Origin of the sequence: Acidisoma cellulosilyticum (assembly GCF_020621385.1) — a bacterium.
Classification (GTDB): domain Bacteria; phylum Pseudomonadota; class Alphaproteobacteria; order Acetobacterales; family Acetobacteraceae; genus Acidisoma; species Acidisoma cellulosilyticum.
Genome location: NZ_JAESVA010000006.1, coordinates 26,482 through 43,980 on the forward strand (window position 1 = coordinate 26,482; position 17,499 = coordinate 43,980).

15 protein-coding genes are annotated in these 17,499 nt (G+C 61.6%); 1 reads left to right on the forward strand and 14 read right to left on the reverse strand.

All coding sequences use genetic code 11. The features are described 5' to 3' along the window. Positions 1-36 precede the first annotated feature (36 nt). The 14 genes from ACELLULO517_RS17640 to ACELLULO517_RS17705 all read right to left on the reverse strand — a co-directional run bounded on the left by ACELLULO517_RS17640 (position 37) and on the right by ACELLULO517_RS17705 (position 16,303). A complete protein-coding gene (locus ACELLULO517_RS17640; RefSeq protein WP_227308735.1) occupies positions 37-777 on the reverse strand; it encodes an SDR family NAD(P)-dependent oxidoreductase in 741 nt (246 codons plus the stop codon). Between the two features lie 26 nt (positions 778-803). Continuing rightward, positions 804-2,084, reverse strand: coding sequence for an NAD(P)/FAD-dependent oxidoreductase (locus ACELLULO517_RS17645; protein WP_227308736.1), 1,281 nt, complete (start codon positions 2,082-2,084; stop codon positions 804-806). A 25-nt stretch (positions 2,085-2,109) separates the two neighbouring features. Continuing rightward, entirely contained in the window at positions 2,110-3,549 is a 1,440-nt protein-coding gene (locus ACELLULO517_RS17650) for an aldehyde dehydrogenase family protein (protein WP_227308737.1), read from the reverse strand. Then, positions 3,546-4,520, reverse strand: coding sequence for a 2-hydroxyacid dehydrogenase (locus ACELLULO517_RS17655; RefSeq protein WP_227308738.1), 975 nt, complete (start codon positions 4,518-4,520; stop codon positions 3,546-3,548). Before ACELLULO517_RS17655 ends, ACELLULO517_RS17650 begins: the two co-directional genes overlap by 4 nt. A gap of 16 nt (positions 4,521-4,536) precedes the next feature. Continuing rightward, positions 4,537-5,334, reverse strand: coding sequence for an HpcH/HpaI aldolase family protein (locus ACELLULO517_RS17660; RefSeq protein WP_227308739.1), 798 nt, complete (start codon positions 5,332-5,334; stop codon positions 4,537-4,539). Positions 5,335-5,345: 11 nt separating this feature from the next. After that, on the reverse strand, positions 5,346-7,049 hold the full coding sequence (locus ACELLULO517_RS28935; RefSeq protein WP_227308740.1) for a GMC family oxidoreductase: 1,704 nt from the start codon (positions 7,047-7,049) through the stop codon (positions 5,346-5,348). 24 nt (positions 7,050-7,073) lie between these two features. Next, positions 7,074-8,555, reverse strand: coding sequence for an aldehyde dehydrogenase family protein (locus ACELLULO517_RS17670; RefSeq protein WP_227308741.1), 1,482 nt, complete (start codon positions 8,553-8,555; stop codon positions 7,074-7,076). Positions 8,556-8,678: 123 nt separating this feature from the next. Continuing rightward, complete coding sequence (locus tag ACELLULO517_RS17675) at positions 8,679-9,551, reverse strand: carbohydrate ABC transporter permease (protein WP_227308742.1); 873 nt, start codon at positions 9,549-9,551, stop codon at positions 8,679-8,681. Positions 9,552-9,606: 55 nt separating this feature from the next. Next, entirely contained in the window at positions 9,607-10,533 is a 927-nt protein-coding gene (locus ACELLULO517_RS17680) for a carbohydrate ABC transporter permease (protein WP_227308743.1), read from the reverse strand. Positions 10,534-10,563: 30 nt separating this feature from the next. Next, the gene (locus tag ACELLULO517_RS17685) at positions 10,564-11,916 is read right to left on the reverse strand and encodes an extracellular solute-binding protein (protein ID WP_227308744.1); all 1,353 of its coding nucleotides are present in this window, start codon (positions 11,914-11,916) and stop codon (positions 10,564-10,566) included. Between the two features lie 62 nt (positions 11,917-11,978). After that, a complete protein-coding gene (locus tag ACELLULO517_RS17690) occupies positions 11,979-13,115 on the reverse strand; it encodes an ABC transporter ATP-binding protein (protein ID WP_227308745.1) in 1,137 nt (378 codons plus the stop codon). A 427-nt stretch (positions 13,116-13,542) separates the two neighbouring features. Next, the gene (locus ACELLULO517_RS17695) at positions 13,543-14,535 is read right to left on the reverse strand and encodes a proline racemase family protein (protein ID WP_227308746.1); all 993 of its coding nucleotides are present in this window, start codon (positions 14,533-14,535) and stop codon (positions 13,543-13,545) included. Beyond that, a complete protein-coding gene (locus ACELLULO517_RS17700; RefSeq protein ID WP_227308747.1) occupies positions 14,535-15,209 on the reverse strand; it encodes a GntR family transcriptional regulator in 675 nt (224 codons plus the stop codon). Before ACELLULO517_RS17700 ends, ACELLULO517_RS17695 begins: the two co-directional genes overlap by 1 nt. A 161-nt stretch (positions 15,210-15,370) precedes the next feature. Next, positions 15,371-16,303 carry an AraC family transcriptional regulator gene (locus tag ACELLULO517_RS17705; RefSeq protein ID WP_227308748.1) on the reverse strand — a complete coding sequence of 311 codons (933 nt, stop codon included), beginning with the start codon at positions 16,301-16,303 and terminating at the stop codon, positions 15,371-15,373. Between the two features lie 113 nt (positions 16,304-16,416). On the opposite strand from ACELLULO517_RS17705, the gene tehA reads away from it, so the two are divergent. Next, on the forward strand, positions 16,417-17,487 hold the full coding sequence (gene tehA, locus ACELLULO517_RS17710; RefSeq protein ID WP_227308749.1) for a dicarboxylate transporter/tellurite-resistance protein TehA: 1,071 nt from the start codon (positions 16,417-16,419) through the stop codon (positions 17,485-17,487). Positions 17,488-17,499: the final 12 nt, after the last annotated feature.

Here is a 17,499-nt window from a genome sequence, read left to right on the forward strand (position 1 = left end):
TCCTGAAGGGCTCTCGACTATTCCGAGGCAAATCCTTCAGGCAAAGCCGCCATTCACATGCAGCGCTTGTCCGGTAATATAGCTTGCCGCCGGTGAGCACAGGAACTGCACCAAAGCCGCGACCTCCTGCGGCGTTCCGGCACGGCCGAGTGGCACCTTCCGCTCAAAGGCCTGCCATTCCTCGGCGGACAGGAATTGCGGTCCGTTATCTTTCTGGATCAGGCCGGGTACCACGGCATTGACCAGGATACCGTCGGGTGCGAGTTGAATGGCCAGCGCCCGCACCATGGCCTCCACCGCTGCCTTGGCGGCAGCCGAAGCCGGATAAACCGGATAGTCAGACCGAAAGACATGGGCGTTATGGGTGCTGATCGCGACCATGCGCGCGTCCTTGGCCGCCTGCAGGAACGGCAGCGCGATGGTCGCCAGGTCCAGAAAGGCGCCGGTGATGGCGGCATGCACGTAGTCGAAAGTCTCGCGGGTCAGCTTGCCCAAAGGGTCCCGGTTCGGGAACCCGGCATTGGCGATGATGACGTTAAGGCTGCCGAAGGCCTTGACCGCCGCATCAACCAAACGCGCCGATGTTGCGCGATCGGCGATATCGCCGAGGACGATCGTGGTGCGCGCACCGCGGCTTTCGCAAACCTCGGCCACACGTTTGCAGCCTTCCTCGTTGCGCAGCGCATGAATGACAAGACCGGTATCAGGGGATGCGAGCGTCCGGGCAATCTCCGCGCCGATGCCGCTGCCGGAACCAGTGATGATGATACCTCTCATGATCGGGTCCTTTGCCACAAGATCCGCTAAAATCGGTCTGACCTGAAGGGTGAAAGATCAATGCCGGGCGCTTGGCCCGCCGCCAGTTGGGCAACAAGCCGGCCTGTCACCGCACCACCGATCATGCCCTGATGGCCGTGGCCGAAGGCGAGGACCACATTCGGGTAGCGCGCCAGACGCTCGATCACCGGAATGCTGTCCGGCGTCCCCGGCCGGTTGCCCATCCAGGACGTATAGCTGCTGATATCGAGGCCCGGAAACATGCGCTGGCCTTGCGCCAGCAAAATGCTGGCACGCTTCGGATCGGGCTTCGCCGTCAACCCGGCGAATTCCACGGTGCCCGACAGACGCAACCCGCCCTCATGCGGTGCCGCGACGAATTTATGCTCGGCCGACACCGTCTGAATGCGCAGCGCCGTCCGCGCGCTGCTGACGGTGACATGGTAGCCGCGCTCGGATTCCAGCGGAATGCGCAGGCCGAGCGTGCGGGCGAAGGGGCCGGAAAAGGCGCCCGCGCATACCACCAATTGCTGCACCGGCCGCCGGCCCTTATCGGTCTGCACCGCAACCGGGCCTTGCGCCCCCATCTCCAGCGCCTGCACTTTGGTGCGAATGAACTGCGCGCCCTGGCTGGCGGCAAGTGCCGCCAGACGCTCCACCAAGCGTCCAGGATTGGGCGTCTGTCCCTGCTCGGGCAGATAGACCCCGGCCTTGAACTGTGGTCCGAGTGCCGGCTCCAACTGATGCAATTCATCAGCGTTCAGAATCTCGACCGCCACGCCACGCTCGCGTCTCAGACCAAGGGAATAGCCGCTTTTCGCCGGCCCTGCGGGATCCTCATAGGCAAAGAGCTGCCCGCGCTTCTGCAGCAGGTCTTCGCAACCGGCATCCTTGAGCAGAGGTTCGTAGGCCTCAAACGTATAGCGATGCAGCGCCCGCATTGCGTCCGCAATGGCGGGCACCCTGCCCCGGCGGCCGGCCGCCAGAAAACGGATGAGCCAAGGCAGCGCATGCGGCAGATGCAGCAGCCGCAGGCTGATCGGCCCTTCCGGATCGGCCAGCCAACCGGGAATGTTCTTCGCCATGCCGGGCATGGCATTCGGAATGCAGGAACCGGGACAGATGCCACCTGCATTGCCGTAGGAACATTGATCCGGCGAGCCGGGCAGAACCGGGTCCAGCACCTCCACCGAGAAGCCCGCGCGCAGCAGGTAATTCGCCGAGCAGACGCCGATGATGCCGGCACCGATGATGGTGACATGTCCGGCATTGCCCGGCCGCACGGGCAAGGAGCTTGTCGCTGTCATGGCGCCTCTCGCTCAAACCAACCGATCAGGCGAACTGCATCGCGACCGAACGCCAATGCGTGTAGAAGTCGATGATCTTGAGCCCCTGCTCAGGCTGGCCGAGGCCCGACCCTTTCCAGCCCTGGAAGGGCGCGTGCATCTCCACACCCGCCGTGGGCAGATTGACGCCGACGACACCACTCTCCGCGCCACGCGCGAAGCGATGGGCGGCTTCCAGATCGCGCGTCATGATCGTGCTGCTCAGCCCGTAATCCGTGCCGTTGACGACGGCCAGCGCGGCTTCCAGCCCATCGACCGGAATCACCGCGACCACGGGGCCGAAAATCTCCTGCTGTGCCAGCGGCGCATCGGGGGCGACATCCGCAAACAAGGTCGGCGCGACATAATAGCCGTTTTCCATCGGAGCCTTATCACCGCCGACGACCAGACGCTCGCCGGCAGCGATGCCGGCCGTGATATGACCGAGCACCTTGGCGAATTGGCGGTCATCCACCACCGGGCCCAGAAATGTGCCCTCCGTCATCGGATCGCCGACCGTCAGCCCGGCCACGCGAGCGGCGAAAGCCTCCTCGAACCGACCGGCAATGGCGCGATCAACCAGAACGCGGCTGGTCGCCGTGCATTTCTGCCCGGCGGACCGGAAAGCACCTTCTGTGGCAATGGTCACCGCCTTGTCCAGATCCGCTGCCTCATGCACGTAAAGGGCGTTCTTCCCGCCCATCTCGCATTGCGCACGGCCAAGGCGCGCGGAAACCTCGCGATAGATCGCCTGTCCGACGGGCGTGGAACCGGTGAAGGAAATGGCCGGCAGCGCCTTATGCCGCACAATCGCCGCGCCGACCTCGGCGCCGCCATGGACAAGGTTGACGACACCCTCGGGCAGCCCGGCTTCCAGCAGAGCGTCGATCACGGCCTGCGAGCACAGCGGGTGATGCGGCGCCGGCTTCCACACAACCGTATTGCCTGTCATCAGCGCAGGGCCAAGCTTCCAGCAAGCGATGGAGAAAGGAAAGTTCCAGGGCGTGATGAGGCCGACGGCACCCAAAGGCTCGCGCAGCGTATAGTAATGCACATTGGGCCGGCCCGAATGCAGGGTCTCGCCGGCCGCGCGCTGCGCTTCCGCCGCGTAGAATTGCAGCACCTTGCCGGCATAGCCGACTTCGCCCATGGCCTCGGGCAAAGGCTTGCCCATCTCGCGCGTCATCAACGCGCCGAGTTCCGCTGTGCGCGCAATCAGGATCGCCCCGGCCCTGGCCAGAATATCCGCGCGGCCGATCGCCCCGCGGGCCTTCCAGGACGAAAAGGCGGTCTGCGCCGCAGCGACCGCGGATTCGACCTCATCCGCCGAGGAAAACGCATAATCCGCGATGACGTCATCCAGGCGCGACGGATTGACGGCGCAATAGCGCTCCTGGCCCTGAGGCGCGACCTTGCGGCCGCCGATCAGATTGGTGATGGCATTCATGCTGAGACACTCCGCGAAGACGGGGATAGAGCAAGCGGCGTGAGCAAGGCCTCACCCGCGAAAAAACGATCAAGATTGCCGATGACAAGATCGGCCATGGCGCGCCGGGTCTCGCGCGTGGCGCTGCCCTGGTGCGGTTGAAGAATAACCTGATCGAGGCCGAACATGGCCTCGGGCACATGCGGCTCGTTCTGATAGACGTCAAGGCCCGCGCCGCCAAGACGCCCTTCCGTCAGCGCCGTCACCAGCGCTGCCTCATCAACCACCGACCCGCGGGCGACATTGATGAGCAAGCCTTCCGGCCCCAAAGCGTCCATCACCTCGGCGTCGATCATATGCTGTGTGGCAGGGCCGCCCGGCACGATGACAATCAGGGCTGCTGCCTCTCGGGCCAAGGCGACCAGATCGGGCGCGTGACGCCATGGCACATCCGCACGGAGATTGCGTGTGTGATAGGCGATGACGCAACCGAAGGCCTCCAGACGCTGGGCGATGACCATGCCGATCCGCCCCAGGCCGACAATGCCGATGATCCGCCCCGCGATGCCCCGGCCGAGCGGCGGATCCCCTGCCCGCGGCCACTGACCGGCGCGCAGATAGCGATCATTCGCGACCAGGTTGCGGCTGCAGGCGAGCAGCAGGGCGATCGCCATATTGGCAGTATCGTCGTTCAAGACATCCGGCGTATTGGTGACCGTGATCCCCCTTGACTGCGCATAGGGCAAAGCCAGGCTGTCGGTGCCGACACCGAAGGACGCGATAAGACGAAGGTTCGGGCAAGCCTCGACCAGATCGGCCGGAAAACCGACAAAGGTGCTCGTCACCGCCGCCTGAAAACGGCGGCCCTCGCGGGCGATAAAGGCCGCAGGTTCCGCCTGCTCATGCAAGGGCCAAAGCGTGAAGCGGCGCTCCAGCTCTTCCACCAGATAAGGCATCAGCGGGCCGGCCTGAAGCAGATCCGGGCGAGACATGCCGGTCACAGTCCTGTCAATACGAGCTGGATTTGGTGGCACCGGCCACTTCGCCGCCCTGGCGCAGTTCCGACAGCGCGTCATTGCCGGCGCCGGCCATGAAGCGCAGCTCGCTGAGATAGGCAAAGAAGCTGTAGCCGAGCGCTTCCATGTCACGCGTATAAGCGATGGAGCCGGTATGGATGCCGGCCGGAATATTATGCCGCTTCGCCGCTTCTGCGATCTTGACGATCGCATCGTAGACTTTCGGGAAGCGCGGATCGAAGCCCGGCGTGTGACCGAGAGAGACCGAGAGATCCGACGGCCCGACAAAGATCGAATCCAGGCCGGGAACGGACAGGATTTCATCAATATTGTCGACAGCCTCGCCTGTTTCGATCATCGCCATGCTGACGACGGTTTCATTCGCCTTCAGCCCGTAATCGGAGCCGCCATACATCGTGGCGCGCACCGGCCCCATGCTGCGATGGCCGAGCGGCGCATAGCGGCAGCTGCGCACGAAATATTCCGCCTGCTCGCGCGTATTGACCATTGGGCAAATAATGGCATAGGCGCCGGCATCCAGCATCTTGCCGATAATCCCGGATTCCAAGGACGGGACGCGTACCACCGGCACGCTGTCGGTCACTGAAATCGCCTGCAGCATTGTCAATGCATCGGCATAGTCGATAAGCCCATGCTGCATATCCACGGTGATGCTGTCCCAGCCCTGACGGGCCATCATCTCGGCGCTGACGGATGACGGGATCATCAGCCAGCCGTTATAGACCGTGCCACCCTCAGACCAGATCTTGCGGAGATTATTCGCACGCATCGGCGGAATTCCTATTCTCGATTGAGGATGAGATCGCTCGCGCGTTCGGCGATGGCGATCGTGGAAATATTGGTATTGGCCGCGATGATGGACGGCATGACGGAGGCATCAACCACCCGCAGCCCTTCCACCCCGCGCACGCGGCAGCGGTTGTCCAATACCGCCAGCGGATCATCCTCCGCCCCCATGCGACAGGTGCCGGAAACATGCCAGCCGGACCAGACCGTGCTGCGCACCCAATCCGCGATGGCCTCATCATCCTTCGCCATGCGGTGCAGCTGATCCTGCGAGCCGAATTTGCGGCGAATGATCATCTCGCGCGTCGGCGGAAAGTCCAGCAGGGCCGCCGCGGCGGCCGTCTTGACCCAGGTTTTGCGGCTCTTCACGCTCAGACGACGCACTTCGTCGCTATAGCCCGCCAGAAACCAGGTATTCACGCCCGGCGCGACTTCGGGACTCGTCATCACCGCATACAGGCGCTTGAACCCGTCCACCAGACGCGAAAGATCCCGCCCATCGGCCCCCAGATTGATATCGACCAAGGGTTCGTCATCATAATGCGGCGTCTTCAACCGCACTGTCCCCTGCGAATAGGATTTGTTGACGCAAATATTCAGCGCCGCCATGGACAGGCCAAGCCGATGCCAGCCCGCGCGGTTGACCGGCATCATCAGCATATCACCAGGCGTGCAGCCCTCAGCCCCCGAACTATAGCGATGGCCGAGGAAAATATGCCGCCGCTGCCCCCGTGACAGACGAAAGCCGGGTTTCAGATGAATGGCGAAAGCGATATGGGGATGATCCGTCAGATTTTCGCCGACGCCCGGCACATCGGCCAGGACATCGATGCCCATTCTGCGCAAATCGGCAGCCGGACCAATACCGGCGCGCAGCAGAATCGCCGGACTGTGCAATGCGCCGGCGGAGATGATGACCTCCCCTGCCGCCACATGCCGGCGCACACCCGCTACATTCACTTCAATGCCGGTGATGCGCTGGCCTTCGTTGACAAGACGCTCAACCATCGCTTCGGCGACGATCGTCAGATTGGGACGCCGGCGCACCTCCGCCGTCAGATAGCCGGTAGCGGTCGAAACGCGGCGATCATGCTCGTTGGACAGCGGCAGCGGGAAAAGCCCGTCCTCCGTGGTCGCGTTGTAATCCTCACGATAGACCGCACCGGTCTTTTCAAGCGCCGCCGCGACCGATTTCGTGAAGGGCGCCCATTTCTCGGGGAAGTCGCGACGAATGGGGATCGGTCCACTCGCACCATGGAGCTCACCCTGGAAATCCTGATCGCGCTCCAGGCGCTTCAGCATGGGCAGCATGTCTTTCCAGCCCCAGCCGCGCACGCCGAGCGATTCCCACTCGTCGTAATCGGCGGGCAGGCCGCGTACCGCGAATTGGCCGTTGATGCTGGAACCGCCACCCATGACGCGCGCCTGTTCCAGCTTGCTGTCCTTCGCCGCCGCCCCGCTATTGCTGCGTGGCGAGCGCATGAAGACGCGCAGCTTTTCCCAGTGAAAGCGCGGATCGAAATAGGATAGGCCCGGGTAGCTATCGGCAATCACGTCTGGCACCGCATCGGGTGGCGTATCGGGCCCTGCTTCGAACAGAGCCACAGTATGGCGACCGTCGGCCGAGAGACGGTTCGCAAGAACCGCTCCGGCCGAGCCGCCGCCAACAATTACGAAATCATAGCGTTCGATGGACACAGCAAATACCCGTTGCGCAGCGCATCACGCGGCGTAGTTGATCCAGGCAGCCTTCTGACGCAGGAAGGCCTCGATCCCTGCACGGCCCATATCCTTGCCGAAGCCGGAGCCTTTGAAACCGCCGGCCGGAAAAGCGAATTCCGGCGCACGACCGGGCTGGTTGACCCAGATCATGCCGGCCTCGATGCCTTCAACGGCCGCCAGGACCTGCTTCAGATCACGGCCATAGACATTGGCCGCAAGGCCGTAGGTGGGATGGGCCGCCTTGGCGATGCCCTCCTCCGGGTCATCGAAGCGATCGACGATCAGGACAGGACCGAAAAACTCCTCGCGGAATCCCGTGTTCTGCTCGCTGACACCTTCCAGAATGGTCGGCGCGAAATAGGCGCCGGCATTGCGACCTTCCATCCGCTGGCCGCCGATGCGAAGACTGGCACCCTCATCCAACGTCTTCTCGACCAGGCTCTCGATCCGCATCACCTGCTTTTCGCTAATGATCGGCGCGAAGGTCGTCGCTTCTTCCCAGGTCGCGCCCGGACGCAGAGCAAGACAGTTTTTCTCAATCGCCTCCAGCAAAGCGTCCGCTGTGCGGCGCTGCACGATGAGACGTGACCCCGCAGTGCAGACCTGGCCGGCATTGCCCGTGAATCCGGTCGTCACCTTGGCCGCTGTCGCCGCCAGATCACCATGATCATCGAAGACCAGGGCCGGGCTTTTGCCGCCGAGTTCCAAAGTCACGGGCTTGATACCGGATTGCGCGGCAAGCGTCATGATCGCAGCGCCCGTCGCGGTGGACCCGGTGAAGGAGATTTTGCCGATCGCCGGGTGACGCACGATGGCCGCGCCCGTCGTCGTGCCATAGCCGTTGACGACGTTGAACAGACCGGCCGGAAGACCGGCCCGCGTCGCAATCTCAGCCAGCGCCAGCAATGTATGCGGCGTCAATTCTGAGGTTTTCATCACCACGGCATTCCCGGCCGCCAGAGCGGGCGCGAATTTCCAGGCCGCCGTGATCATCGGGAAATTCCACGGCGCGATCGCGCCCACGATCCCGTAAGGCTCCTGCCGGATCAGGCTCATGACGCCATTCTCGGTCGCGGTGATGGTGCCTTCGATCTTGTCGCAGAACTCGGCGTAATAGCGAATGACACCGGCAGTACGGATAACGTCCACCACAGTCGTCAGCTTGATAAGACGCGAAGAACTGGCCGCCTCCAATTGCGCCAGATAGGTCGCATCCGCTTCCACGGCATTGGCGAAGGCATGCAGAACGCGGGCGCGTTGCAGCGGCGCGATGCGGTTCCAACCGGAGGCTGCGAGGGCCGCACGGGCGGCATCCACCGCCGCATCCACGGCGGCCTCACCGCCATCAGTGATCACGCCTAGCAGTTGATGGTCGGACGGACGGAGAACCGCAATCTCCTCGCTTCCCATCGCGACAAAGCGCCCGCCGATATGATGGCCTTGCGGAATGGCGAGGCTATTGGGATCGAAATCAAGCGACATGGTGTTTCTCCAGCCTCGGGCTCATGGCTCTGTCACGGCATAGGATGACAGGCAAATCGCGTCCGGCATATTCCATATTGTACACAATTTGATGACGCATCCTGCGGCGGCTTCTGGCGGCGCTCATCGCACGGCGCCGCCCAGAACGAAGCCTGCCTTGAAATGCCGCGACATCAGCACATAGAGCAGGACAACCGGTAGCGAATAGATAATCGAATAGGCGGCGATACCGCCATAATTGACGGAGGTCGAACTCATGAAACCATAGAGACGTTCCGGCGCCGTCTGCTGGTCAACGTCGCTGATCAGTACGACCGGTAGAAGAAAGCTTCCCCAGGCATTCACGAAACCGAAAATGGCGGCCGATGCCAGGCCCGGCATTGTCATGGGCACCACGACCGAGCGCAGAACGCGCAAGGTGCCTGCCTTTTCGATGAAGGCGGCTTCCTCCAGATCCAACGGGATAGCGTCGATGAAGTTCTTGATGAGGTAGATCTGAAAGGGCATCGCGGTGACGGCAAGCAGGATCGCCGTCGGCACAAGGGACAGCCATCCGGCGTAGGAGAACATCTCATACATCGGCACGATCAGAACCGTGATCGGCACGCCGGACAGAAAAAGGATCGCGAGAAGAACCGGTCCCTTCCAGGGAATATAGTGCCTGGAAAACGAATAGGCTGCCAGAAAAGCAACGACCGTGCCAACGACGGTCGCGATGACCGACATGATGATGCTATTGCCCAAAGCGCCAAGATTCTCCGGCTGCAAGGCGGCCAGAAAATTCGCGAATGTCAGTAAAGGCAGTTTCAAAGCATAGGTCGCCCGGCGATCGACAGATGCCAATACAAGCCAAAGCATCGGGATCGCAAAAAACACCCCGAGCACGGCAATGGTCAGGTTGCTGAAGACCTTCTCGAAACTCAAGCCGCTGACCGGGTTCGGCACCGGCGCGCCCGAATCACTCTCCTTGCTCGCCTTGGCACCGGGATTTAGCATGAGCCGGCCCCTTCACTCTGCCGATGGTGGGATAAGGTCATGGATAGGGTCCCGATCAACGACGTGACTGGCCAAGAAAGACGAAGACGCTGCCCAAAAGCGCCGAAAATATGACGATGATATTTCCGAGGAGAGCGGAATAGCCGAGATTGAAAAACTTGAAGCCCTCCAGATAGGAGTAGACAGGCAATATGTTCGTCGCATTATCCGGCCCACCGGCCGTCATAAGATAGATGAGCGTGAAATTGCCGAAGGTGAGAAGCGTCATCAGCAGCGCGCTCGTGACAATCGTCGGCTTCAAAAACGGCAGGGTGATCCGCATCATGCGCTGGACCGAGGATGCGCCCTCAAGCGTCCCCGCTTCGATCATGTCCTTCGGCACATTCCGCAAGGCCGCCGAAAACATGATCATCGCAAGCCCGGCCAAGGACCAGGCATTGGCCGCGGAGACGATGAGCAGGGCATGATCATATAGCGGATCGGCCTTCATATCGGCCATCATGGCCGCGATCGGGCCTGATGGGCTGGCGCTTGCGATCCAGACCAGCGCGATCGTCGTCGGCGGCAATGTCCAGGCCAGAATGGCCAGACCGCTCACTGCCATGCGGAGTGCGGGCATCGCCTGTTGCAAGGCAATCGCGAGGACCAGGCCAAGTAAGGTCGAACCCACCGCCCCGGACCCAACGACGAAGAGGGCCGTGACCCAAAGCGACTGATAGAAACTCGCGTCGCTCAGCATGAACGCGATATTGGCCCAGCCGGTGAACCGGTAATGCACCGAATGCAAGCCAACCAGCTGCAGATTGGTGAAACCGAGATAGATCGCGTAGCACACGGGCAGGATGAATAGCGCAGGCAACAGAATGCCTGCCGGCGCCAGAAGGAAGAGGCTCGCGAGCTTAAGACGCGGCCGATCAAGTCGCCGCGGCCCGGACCGCCGCGACGGCGCTGGCTTCAGCGGCATGACGGTTGCTTCGGTCACACGCGGTCCTCCCCTTCTGTCCGTGATCGACTAGTTCATCACCTCGACCCGATCGGCGCCGAGCTGCTGCGACACATAGGCCTTCATCGCCTTCACAGCGTCGTCGATCGAGGTCTTCGGCTTCAGCACCATCGTTTCGGTCGCCTGCTGAAAGGCATAGGCCCAGACGGGAAACTCGGCGCTGGCCGGCATCGCCTTCTCGGTATAGAGAAGATGCGCGAAGTCGGTCTGAAACGGCGGTTCTGCCATCGCCAGATAGGCAGCGTCATTCGTATAGGCAGGCACAGGCGGGATGACGAGCGCATTGGCCGCCAGGTCCAGCATGTTCTTTTCCTGCTGCATGATATTCACGGCGTCCCAGGCAAGATCAGGATGCGGCGATTTCTTGTAGACGGACAAATCCCACCCGCCGAAACTGCCGCCGGTTCCGGGCGTCTGCCCGGCGGAGGTCGGCACCGGCGCGAAGCCGATCACCTTATCCGGATCGGGCCAGTACGGCTGGTTGATGGTCTTGCTCCAATCTTCCGGAACCCAGTTGCCCGAGAAGACAATGCCGATCTTATGCTGCGGCACGAGCGGACCCGTATTATTGCCGGCATTGGGATCCAGGATCTGGGCAGAGGGTGCCAGCAAGCCTTCGGCCGAGGCATCACGATAGAAGGCCAGAACCTCGCGGATGCCCTTGCTGTCGACGACCCATTTATTGGTTGCCGGATCAAGAACCGTCGGATTGCTGGCGGCAGCCAGCAGAACACCGGCACCGGCGACGACGCCATAGGTGCCCTGAGACGTGCCCGTCATCAGCCAGATCGGCCAGGAGTTCGGCGCGGCCTTCTTGATCGCCCGCGCCGCATCGAGGATGTCCTGCCAGGTCTTGGGCGACCAGTCATGCGGCAGGCCGGCCTTGGAGAGCAGCGTGCGGTCATAGACCAGGCCGTAATCATTCTCGCCTTCGGCGACGCCATAGACCTTGCCGTCAATCATGCCCTCGGCCTTCACGGGCTCAGGGAAAGTCTTCCACCAGGACGAGGTTTCAAGCTGCTTATCCAGCGGCGCCAGCAGATCGCTGGCCGCGAATTGACCGACCGAGACCGCCGCATATTGGACGATGTCAGGCGCGGTCGAATGCGAATTGAACAGAAGGCTCAATTTAGTTGTAAAGTCATCATAACCGCCCGGAATCGGGATCAGTTGCAGCGTGTCACCGGGATGTTCCGTCTCGAACTGGGTCTTGACGCCAGTGAACCATTTGGTCGTCAGTTCCGGGCTCGCCATGAAATAGTCGAGGCTATAGGCAACCTTGACGGTCGCAGCCGCGGCGGTCGCGACATGCGACGCCATAATTCCGATACTAGCCAGGGCAGACAGCACAGTCGTGCTCAAGACAAGACGTCGACGCGAACGAGGCAACATAACGCTATCCTTGCTGATTACAAGCCGGTTACTTACTTGACGTGGGATAGAGCGGACATCTCGACTATGGATGAGACGTCCCGAAGGCTGTCTCCGCTTGTCGCATCAAACAGATGCACATCCGAGCGATCAAATAAAAGATCGACTTGATCACCGATCTTGATTTGGACAAAGCTCGGAAAGCGAGAATTGACCTCGACACCCTGAATATCGACGATGACGAAGGTCTCAGACCCCGTCGTCTCCAGGCTAATCACGGTGCCGGACATCTTCTCGGTACAGCGCGAAGGCGCGTCCTTCGTCCAGTGGATATCATCCGGACGAATACCGAGTTCAATCATCTCAGGTGGCAAAGCAGAGGTAAGACTAAGCGATGGCAGCGTAAACACTGTGCCCAGGCAGTTCACGGTGACATGGCCGGCGCCCGGCGCCAGTCTGGCGGGCAGGATGTTCATCTTAGGCGAGCCGATGAAGGTCGCCACGGACTTGTTCGCCGGCGCACCGTAAAGCCTTGCCGGCGTGTCGACCTGCAGGATGCGGCCATGGCTGAAGACCGCGATGCGGTGCCCCATGGTCATCGCTTCAACCTGATCGTGCGTGACATAGACGGTGGTCACGCCAAGCTTGCGCTGCAACTCCGAAATCTCGGTCCGCATATGCGTGCGCAAGGCGGCATCGAGATTGGACAAGGGTTCATCGAGAAGAAAAATGCGTGGCTCACGGATCATCGCACGGCCCAATGCGACGCGCTGCCGCTGGCCACCGGATAGTTCCGATGGGCGTCGATGCAACAGCGACTGCAACCCGACCAGTTCCGAGACTTGCTCGACGCGCTTCGCGATCGCGGCCTTCGGCTCGCCCCTTACCTCAGGCCCAAAGGCGAGATTCTTGCGGACCGTCATATGAGGATAGAGCGCATAGCTTTGGAAAACCATCGCCACATCCCGCTTACCGGGTGCGGCAAGCGTTACATCGTCATTATCGAGGTAGATGCGCCCATAAGTCGGTGTTTCCAAACCAGCGAGCATGCGCAGCGTCGTGGTTTTCCCGCAACCGGACGGGCCGACGAAGACCATGAACTCGCCGTCCTTGATCTCAAGATTAAGATCCTGAACAGCATTGTAGTCGCCGAAGCTCTTCGAGACTTTCTCAAATCTTATGGTCGTCATTTCTGCCGCCGCTTAAATAGACTGAGAGTCGTCTGACAGGAATAGAGCTTCAATGTCATGTCCCGATCTCTCGTGGGTTGGGCCAATCTTCAATCTTTCGGCAATCATGCGGCTTTCCGCAAGGAAAGCGACGAAGTCCAGGCTCAGGACAAGCCTTTGGTCAAAAGACCAGATGCATAACAAGACGCATACTGTCTATGCTATTCTCCATATTGTACACAACATGGTGTTGCAAGCAAATATTCATATAGTCAGGCTGAAAATTCACGATCAGAGAAATGGCGCCCCAGATTGTGAATATTAAGATGCCGAATCAAAATAATAAAACAGCACAAATACTTGAAAGTATTGCGTTTAGATGAGACGCCATGACCGGGCCTAACTCTGGCCGGTCACCCTTCGCTGCAACCGCCTTCGATCCGGACGGTCATCGGCATAGGAAGCCTGCGGTCAGCGGATCACCCGCCTCCTTCACAATCGTGCTGAAGGCTGTGATGAAGGCCTGACCTTCAATTTCGGGAATGATCGCAGGCTGGCCGTGCTCGACCACGCGCGCGGCGATCCTTGCCCGAAAACTGACGCCGAGCAGGTTGTCCGCAATATAGGTGGTCGCATCATCGATTTCGCCGCGATGAGCGAGAAGCGCCATGCGGGCGGAGGTTCCCGTGCCGCAAGGCGAACGGTCGAACTTATTCTCAGCCAGCACGAGCAGATGCCTTGCGCGATGCGGCCCGGTCTCCTGATAGAACAGCACGCTTGGCACCGAGGCGCCGCCTTTTGCAGGATCAAGCCCCGCCAGCGCATCACCCAATGCGCGCTTTATCGTCGCACCCAATGCCATTGCCGCCGAGGCGTTGGTGTCATCCAGCGTCAGACCGAGGGGGGCTGCATCCACGATGGCGTACCATATGCCACCGAAAGCCAGATCCGCACGAACCTTGCGTCCATCCGGCAGTGCCACGTCAACTCGTTCATAGCCGACATAGCATGGAACGTTTCGGATAATGGCCCGATCCAAACTGCCGTCAGGCGCCCACCGCAGCCCGACCGTCACCACCCCCGCCGGTGTCTCCAGCGTGAAGCTTTCAAGCGGGGCCGCTATCGCGCCGGTCGCTGCCAATGTTTTGGCATAGCCAATGGTCGCATGGCCGCACATATCGAGATAGACATAGGAGGAGATGAAAAAAGCCCCGTAATCGGCCCGGTCGGATGGCACCGGAACCAGGCCCACCATGGCGGCATGCCCGGCAGGCTCATGCAGCAATCGCGCCCGCAAATGATCATGCCTGTCGCGAAAGTTGTCGCGCATGGCGAGCACGGTATCGCCGGCCAATCGGGGGACGCCGCTGAGGATGACACGCGTCGGATGGCCCGCCGTGTGAGAATCGATGACCGTATAGGTTCCGTCGGTTGTCAGCATCACTCGGATTCCGGGAAAGCCGCAGCGATGACGGGCCGCATGGTCAACCAGATGTCGCCAATCAGCGCCGCCGTCAGGTCATGCGCCTCTTTCGCTTTGCCACCATAAATGCAGGCGAAAATCTTGCGGCTGCCGCCGAGCGACATTTTGACGGCTTTGGTACTCTCGGAATAGGTAAAAAACCGATAGCGCAAGGCCTGCTTTTCCAAACTCAACAGCAACCGCTGCAGGGTAGCGTTACCGCTCAACTTGTAAATCAGGTCAGAGGCTTCCACATCCGCTCGGAAAAGGGCGGGAATGTCACTCTGATCTTCCGCGGTCTTGAGGCGATCGAGGATAGAGACCAAAGCTAATTTCGCCGCCGCCGCCGCGTCCGATTGCGCAGCCCCCTCAGCCGCCAAGGCCTCAAGCCCGACCCGGATTTGATAGACCTCGTCGAAATCCCTGAGAGACAAGGGTGACACCCAAATCCCTTTGCGGGCGGAGCGCCGCACCAGACCGTCACGCTCCAACAAGCGCAAGCCCTCGCGTACCGGCGAACGACTGACGCCGTAGGTTGCTGCCACCTCCTCCTCCGTCAGGCGCGCATTGGGCGCCAGACGGCCGAAGATAATCTCGTTGGTCAGCAGTTGCGCCACATGTTCAGGGATAGCCCGACCTATGATTGTATCCATATCGCCCTCTATTACACGCACCATATTGCATACAATCTGCGAGATCAAGCCGATATGCTGGTGGCGATCGGGGGTCGCCATCACCCTGCTCGCGGCTGCCAAACGAAATCCCGTCAGGCCTGGCTTTGTTCCAGGAAAATAGGCTGGACGTCCGTCAACCATTACATCGCGGATCGATCCCCGCTCGGCGGCACGCCGAACTGTCTTTGATAGGCGCGGCTGAAGGCTGTCTCCGACTGGTAGCCGACATCCTCGGCGATGACCGCCAATGCTGTCCTGCTGGCCCGAATGCGACCGCGGGCAAGGGTGAGGCGGAGTTCAGCCAGAAAGGCCACCGGCGCCATGTTCACGGCAGCCTGAAATTGCCGCACAAGCGTCGCCCGTGACGTGTGGCCCTGCTCCGCCAGATCGTCCAGAGTCCAAGGTCGCGCAGGGTCTTTCAGCATGCCGAGCAGCGCCTTCGCCGTCTGGGGCCGCGCCAGAAGTGCCAGCACGCCTTGCTGCGGTGCTGCCGCCTCCAGATGTGCCCGCAACACGATCACCATCACAGCCAGGGCCAGCGCGGTCGCGACGGCGGCCGCACCAGGGCGGTCATCTAAGAGTTCCGTTTGCATGGTGGTGACCAGGCTGGCGATCCGCCCGGCATTCTTGCCCGTGGCGGCCGGAACGACGACGATCGGCGGCAGCGCCGCCAGGACGGTGTTGTGATTTGCCTGCTCGAACTGGAACCGGCCACAGATCAACCCGGTCTCCACGTCCGTCTCGACATTGGTTTTGATCATGATCCCGTCGAACGGGCGGGACAGCGAACGCATCGGCGGCGATAGTTCGTGGGGCGCCGAGGCCGTCCTGATCGTATGGGGACCGCCATGCGGTAAGACCGCGACATCCCCTGCGGTGAGCGTGAGGGGCGCGGCACCCGGCATCTCCAACCGGCATTGCCCAGCCGTCACGATATGAAAGGGCGCCCAGCCCTCAGGCTCCGGCGCATGGGGCGATGCCCATTGGGCACCGAAACGACAGATCGCCTGCAGTTCGGGCCGCACGCGAAGCAGCGGCGTCAGTTCCTCGAAGATATCCGCTTCTGTCGCCAAATACCTAGATCCGAAACATTGATCCGCGCGGCGTGCTCATCGTGCCGCGCGGGCAAGGGTTGATTGGGCGCGCCCGCTTAAAAGGACGGTATCGGAGCCAATGGAGCATCGTCATGAGCGTATCATCGGTAGAAAAGACTCCCGCCGTCCTGCCTATTCTCGTCAAGCCCGCGGAGCCGGCTCTCTTGCCGCAAGCGCAGGCAATCGCACGCCTGCCCAATGTCCCCGCCTCATTCTTCGGCATCGTGCTGGGTCTTGCGGGTCTTGGCAACGCATGGCGCGCCGCGACCGCGGCCTGGCACCTGCCCGCCGTCATCGGCGAGGGCTTGATGGCCGCCGCCACCATCGTCTGGGCTATCCTTGTCCTTCTCTATGGTCTGAAATGGGTCTTTCGCCGCAAGGACGCGATGGCGGAAGCCCTCCACCCGGTTCTGTGCTGTTTCATCGGCCTCGGTGGCGTTTCCACCATGCTGATATCATTAGCAGTTTTGCCATATAGCCATCCCTTGGGCTTGGTGCTCTTCGCGGCCGGTGGCCTCTTTACGCTCAGCTTCGGGGTCTGGCGCACAGGCCTTCTGTGGCAGGGCGGCCGAGACCCGGCGGCCACGACGCCGGTTCTTTATCTGCCGACGGTCGCCGGCGGCTTCGTCGGTGCCGCCGCCGCCGCAGCCTTCGGCTATCCGGAATGGGGCCAGTTTGCCTTCGGAGCCGCGCTGCTGGCGTGGCTGGCGATCGAATCCGTGCTGCTGCACCGCTTCTATACGCTGCCGGAAATGCCGGCCGCATTGCGGCCGACGCTCGGCATCCAGCTGGCGCCGCCTGCCGTGGGCGCCGTCGCCTATTACGCCGTGAACGGCGGCCATGCCGATCTCGTGGTCAACGCGCTCATGGGCTACGGTATTCTGCAGGCGCTGATCCTGCTGCGGCTGCTGCCCTGGTTGCTGAAGCAGCCCTTCACCGCCTCCTATTGGGCCTATACCTTCGGCGCGGCTGCGCTGACCACAACCCCGCTCAGGATGATCGCCCATGGCCAGACCGGGCCGGCCACGCAAATTGCACCGGTGCTGTTCATTGCCGCCAATGTCGTGATCGGCCTGATCGCTCTGGCTACCATCCGTCTGCTGCTGCAAGGGCGCTTGCTGCCCGCAGCAGCGCCTGCACCTGCACTTGCACCTGTACGCTGAAGTAAGGAGGAC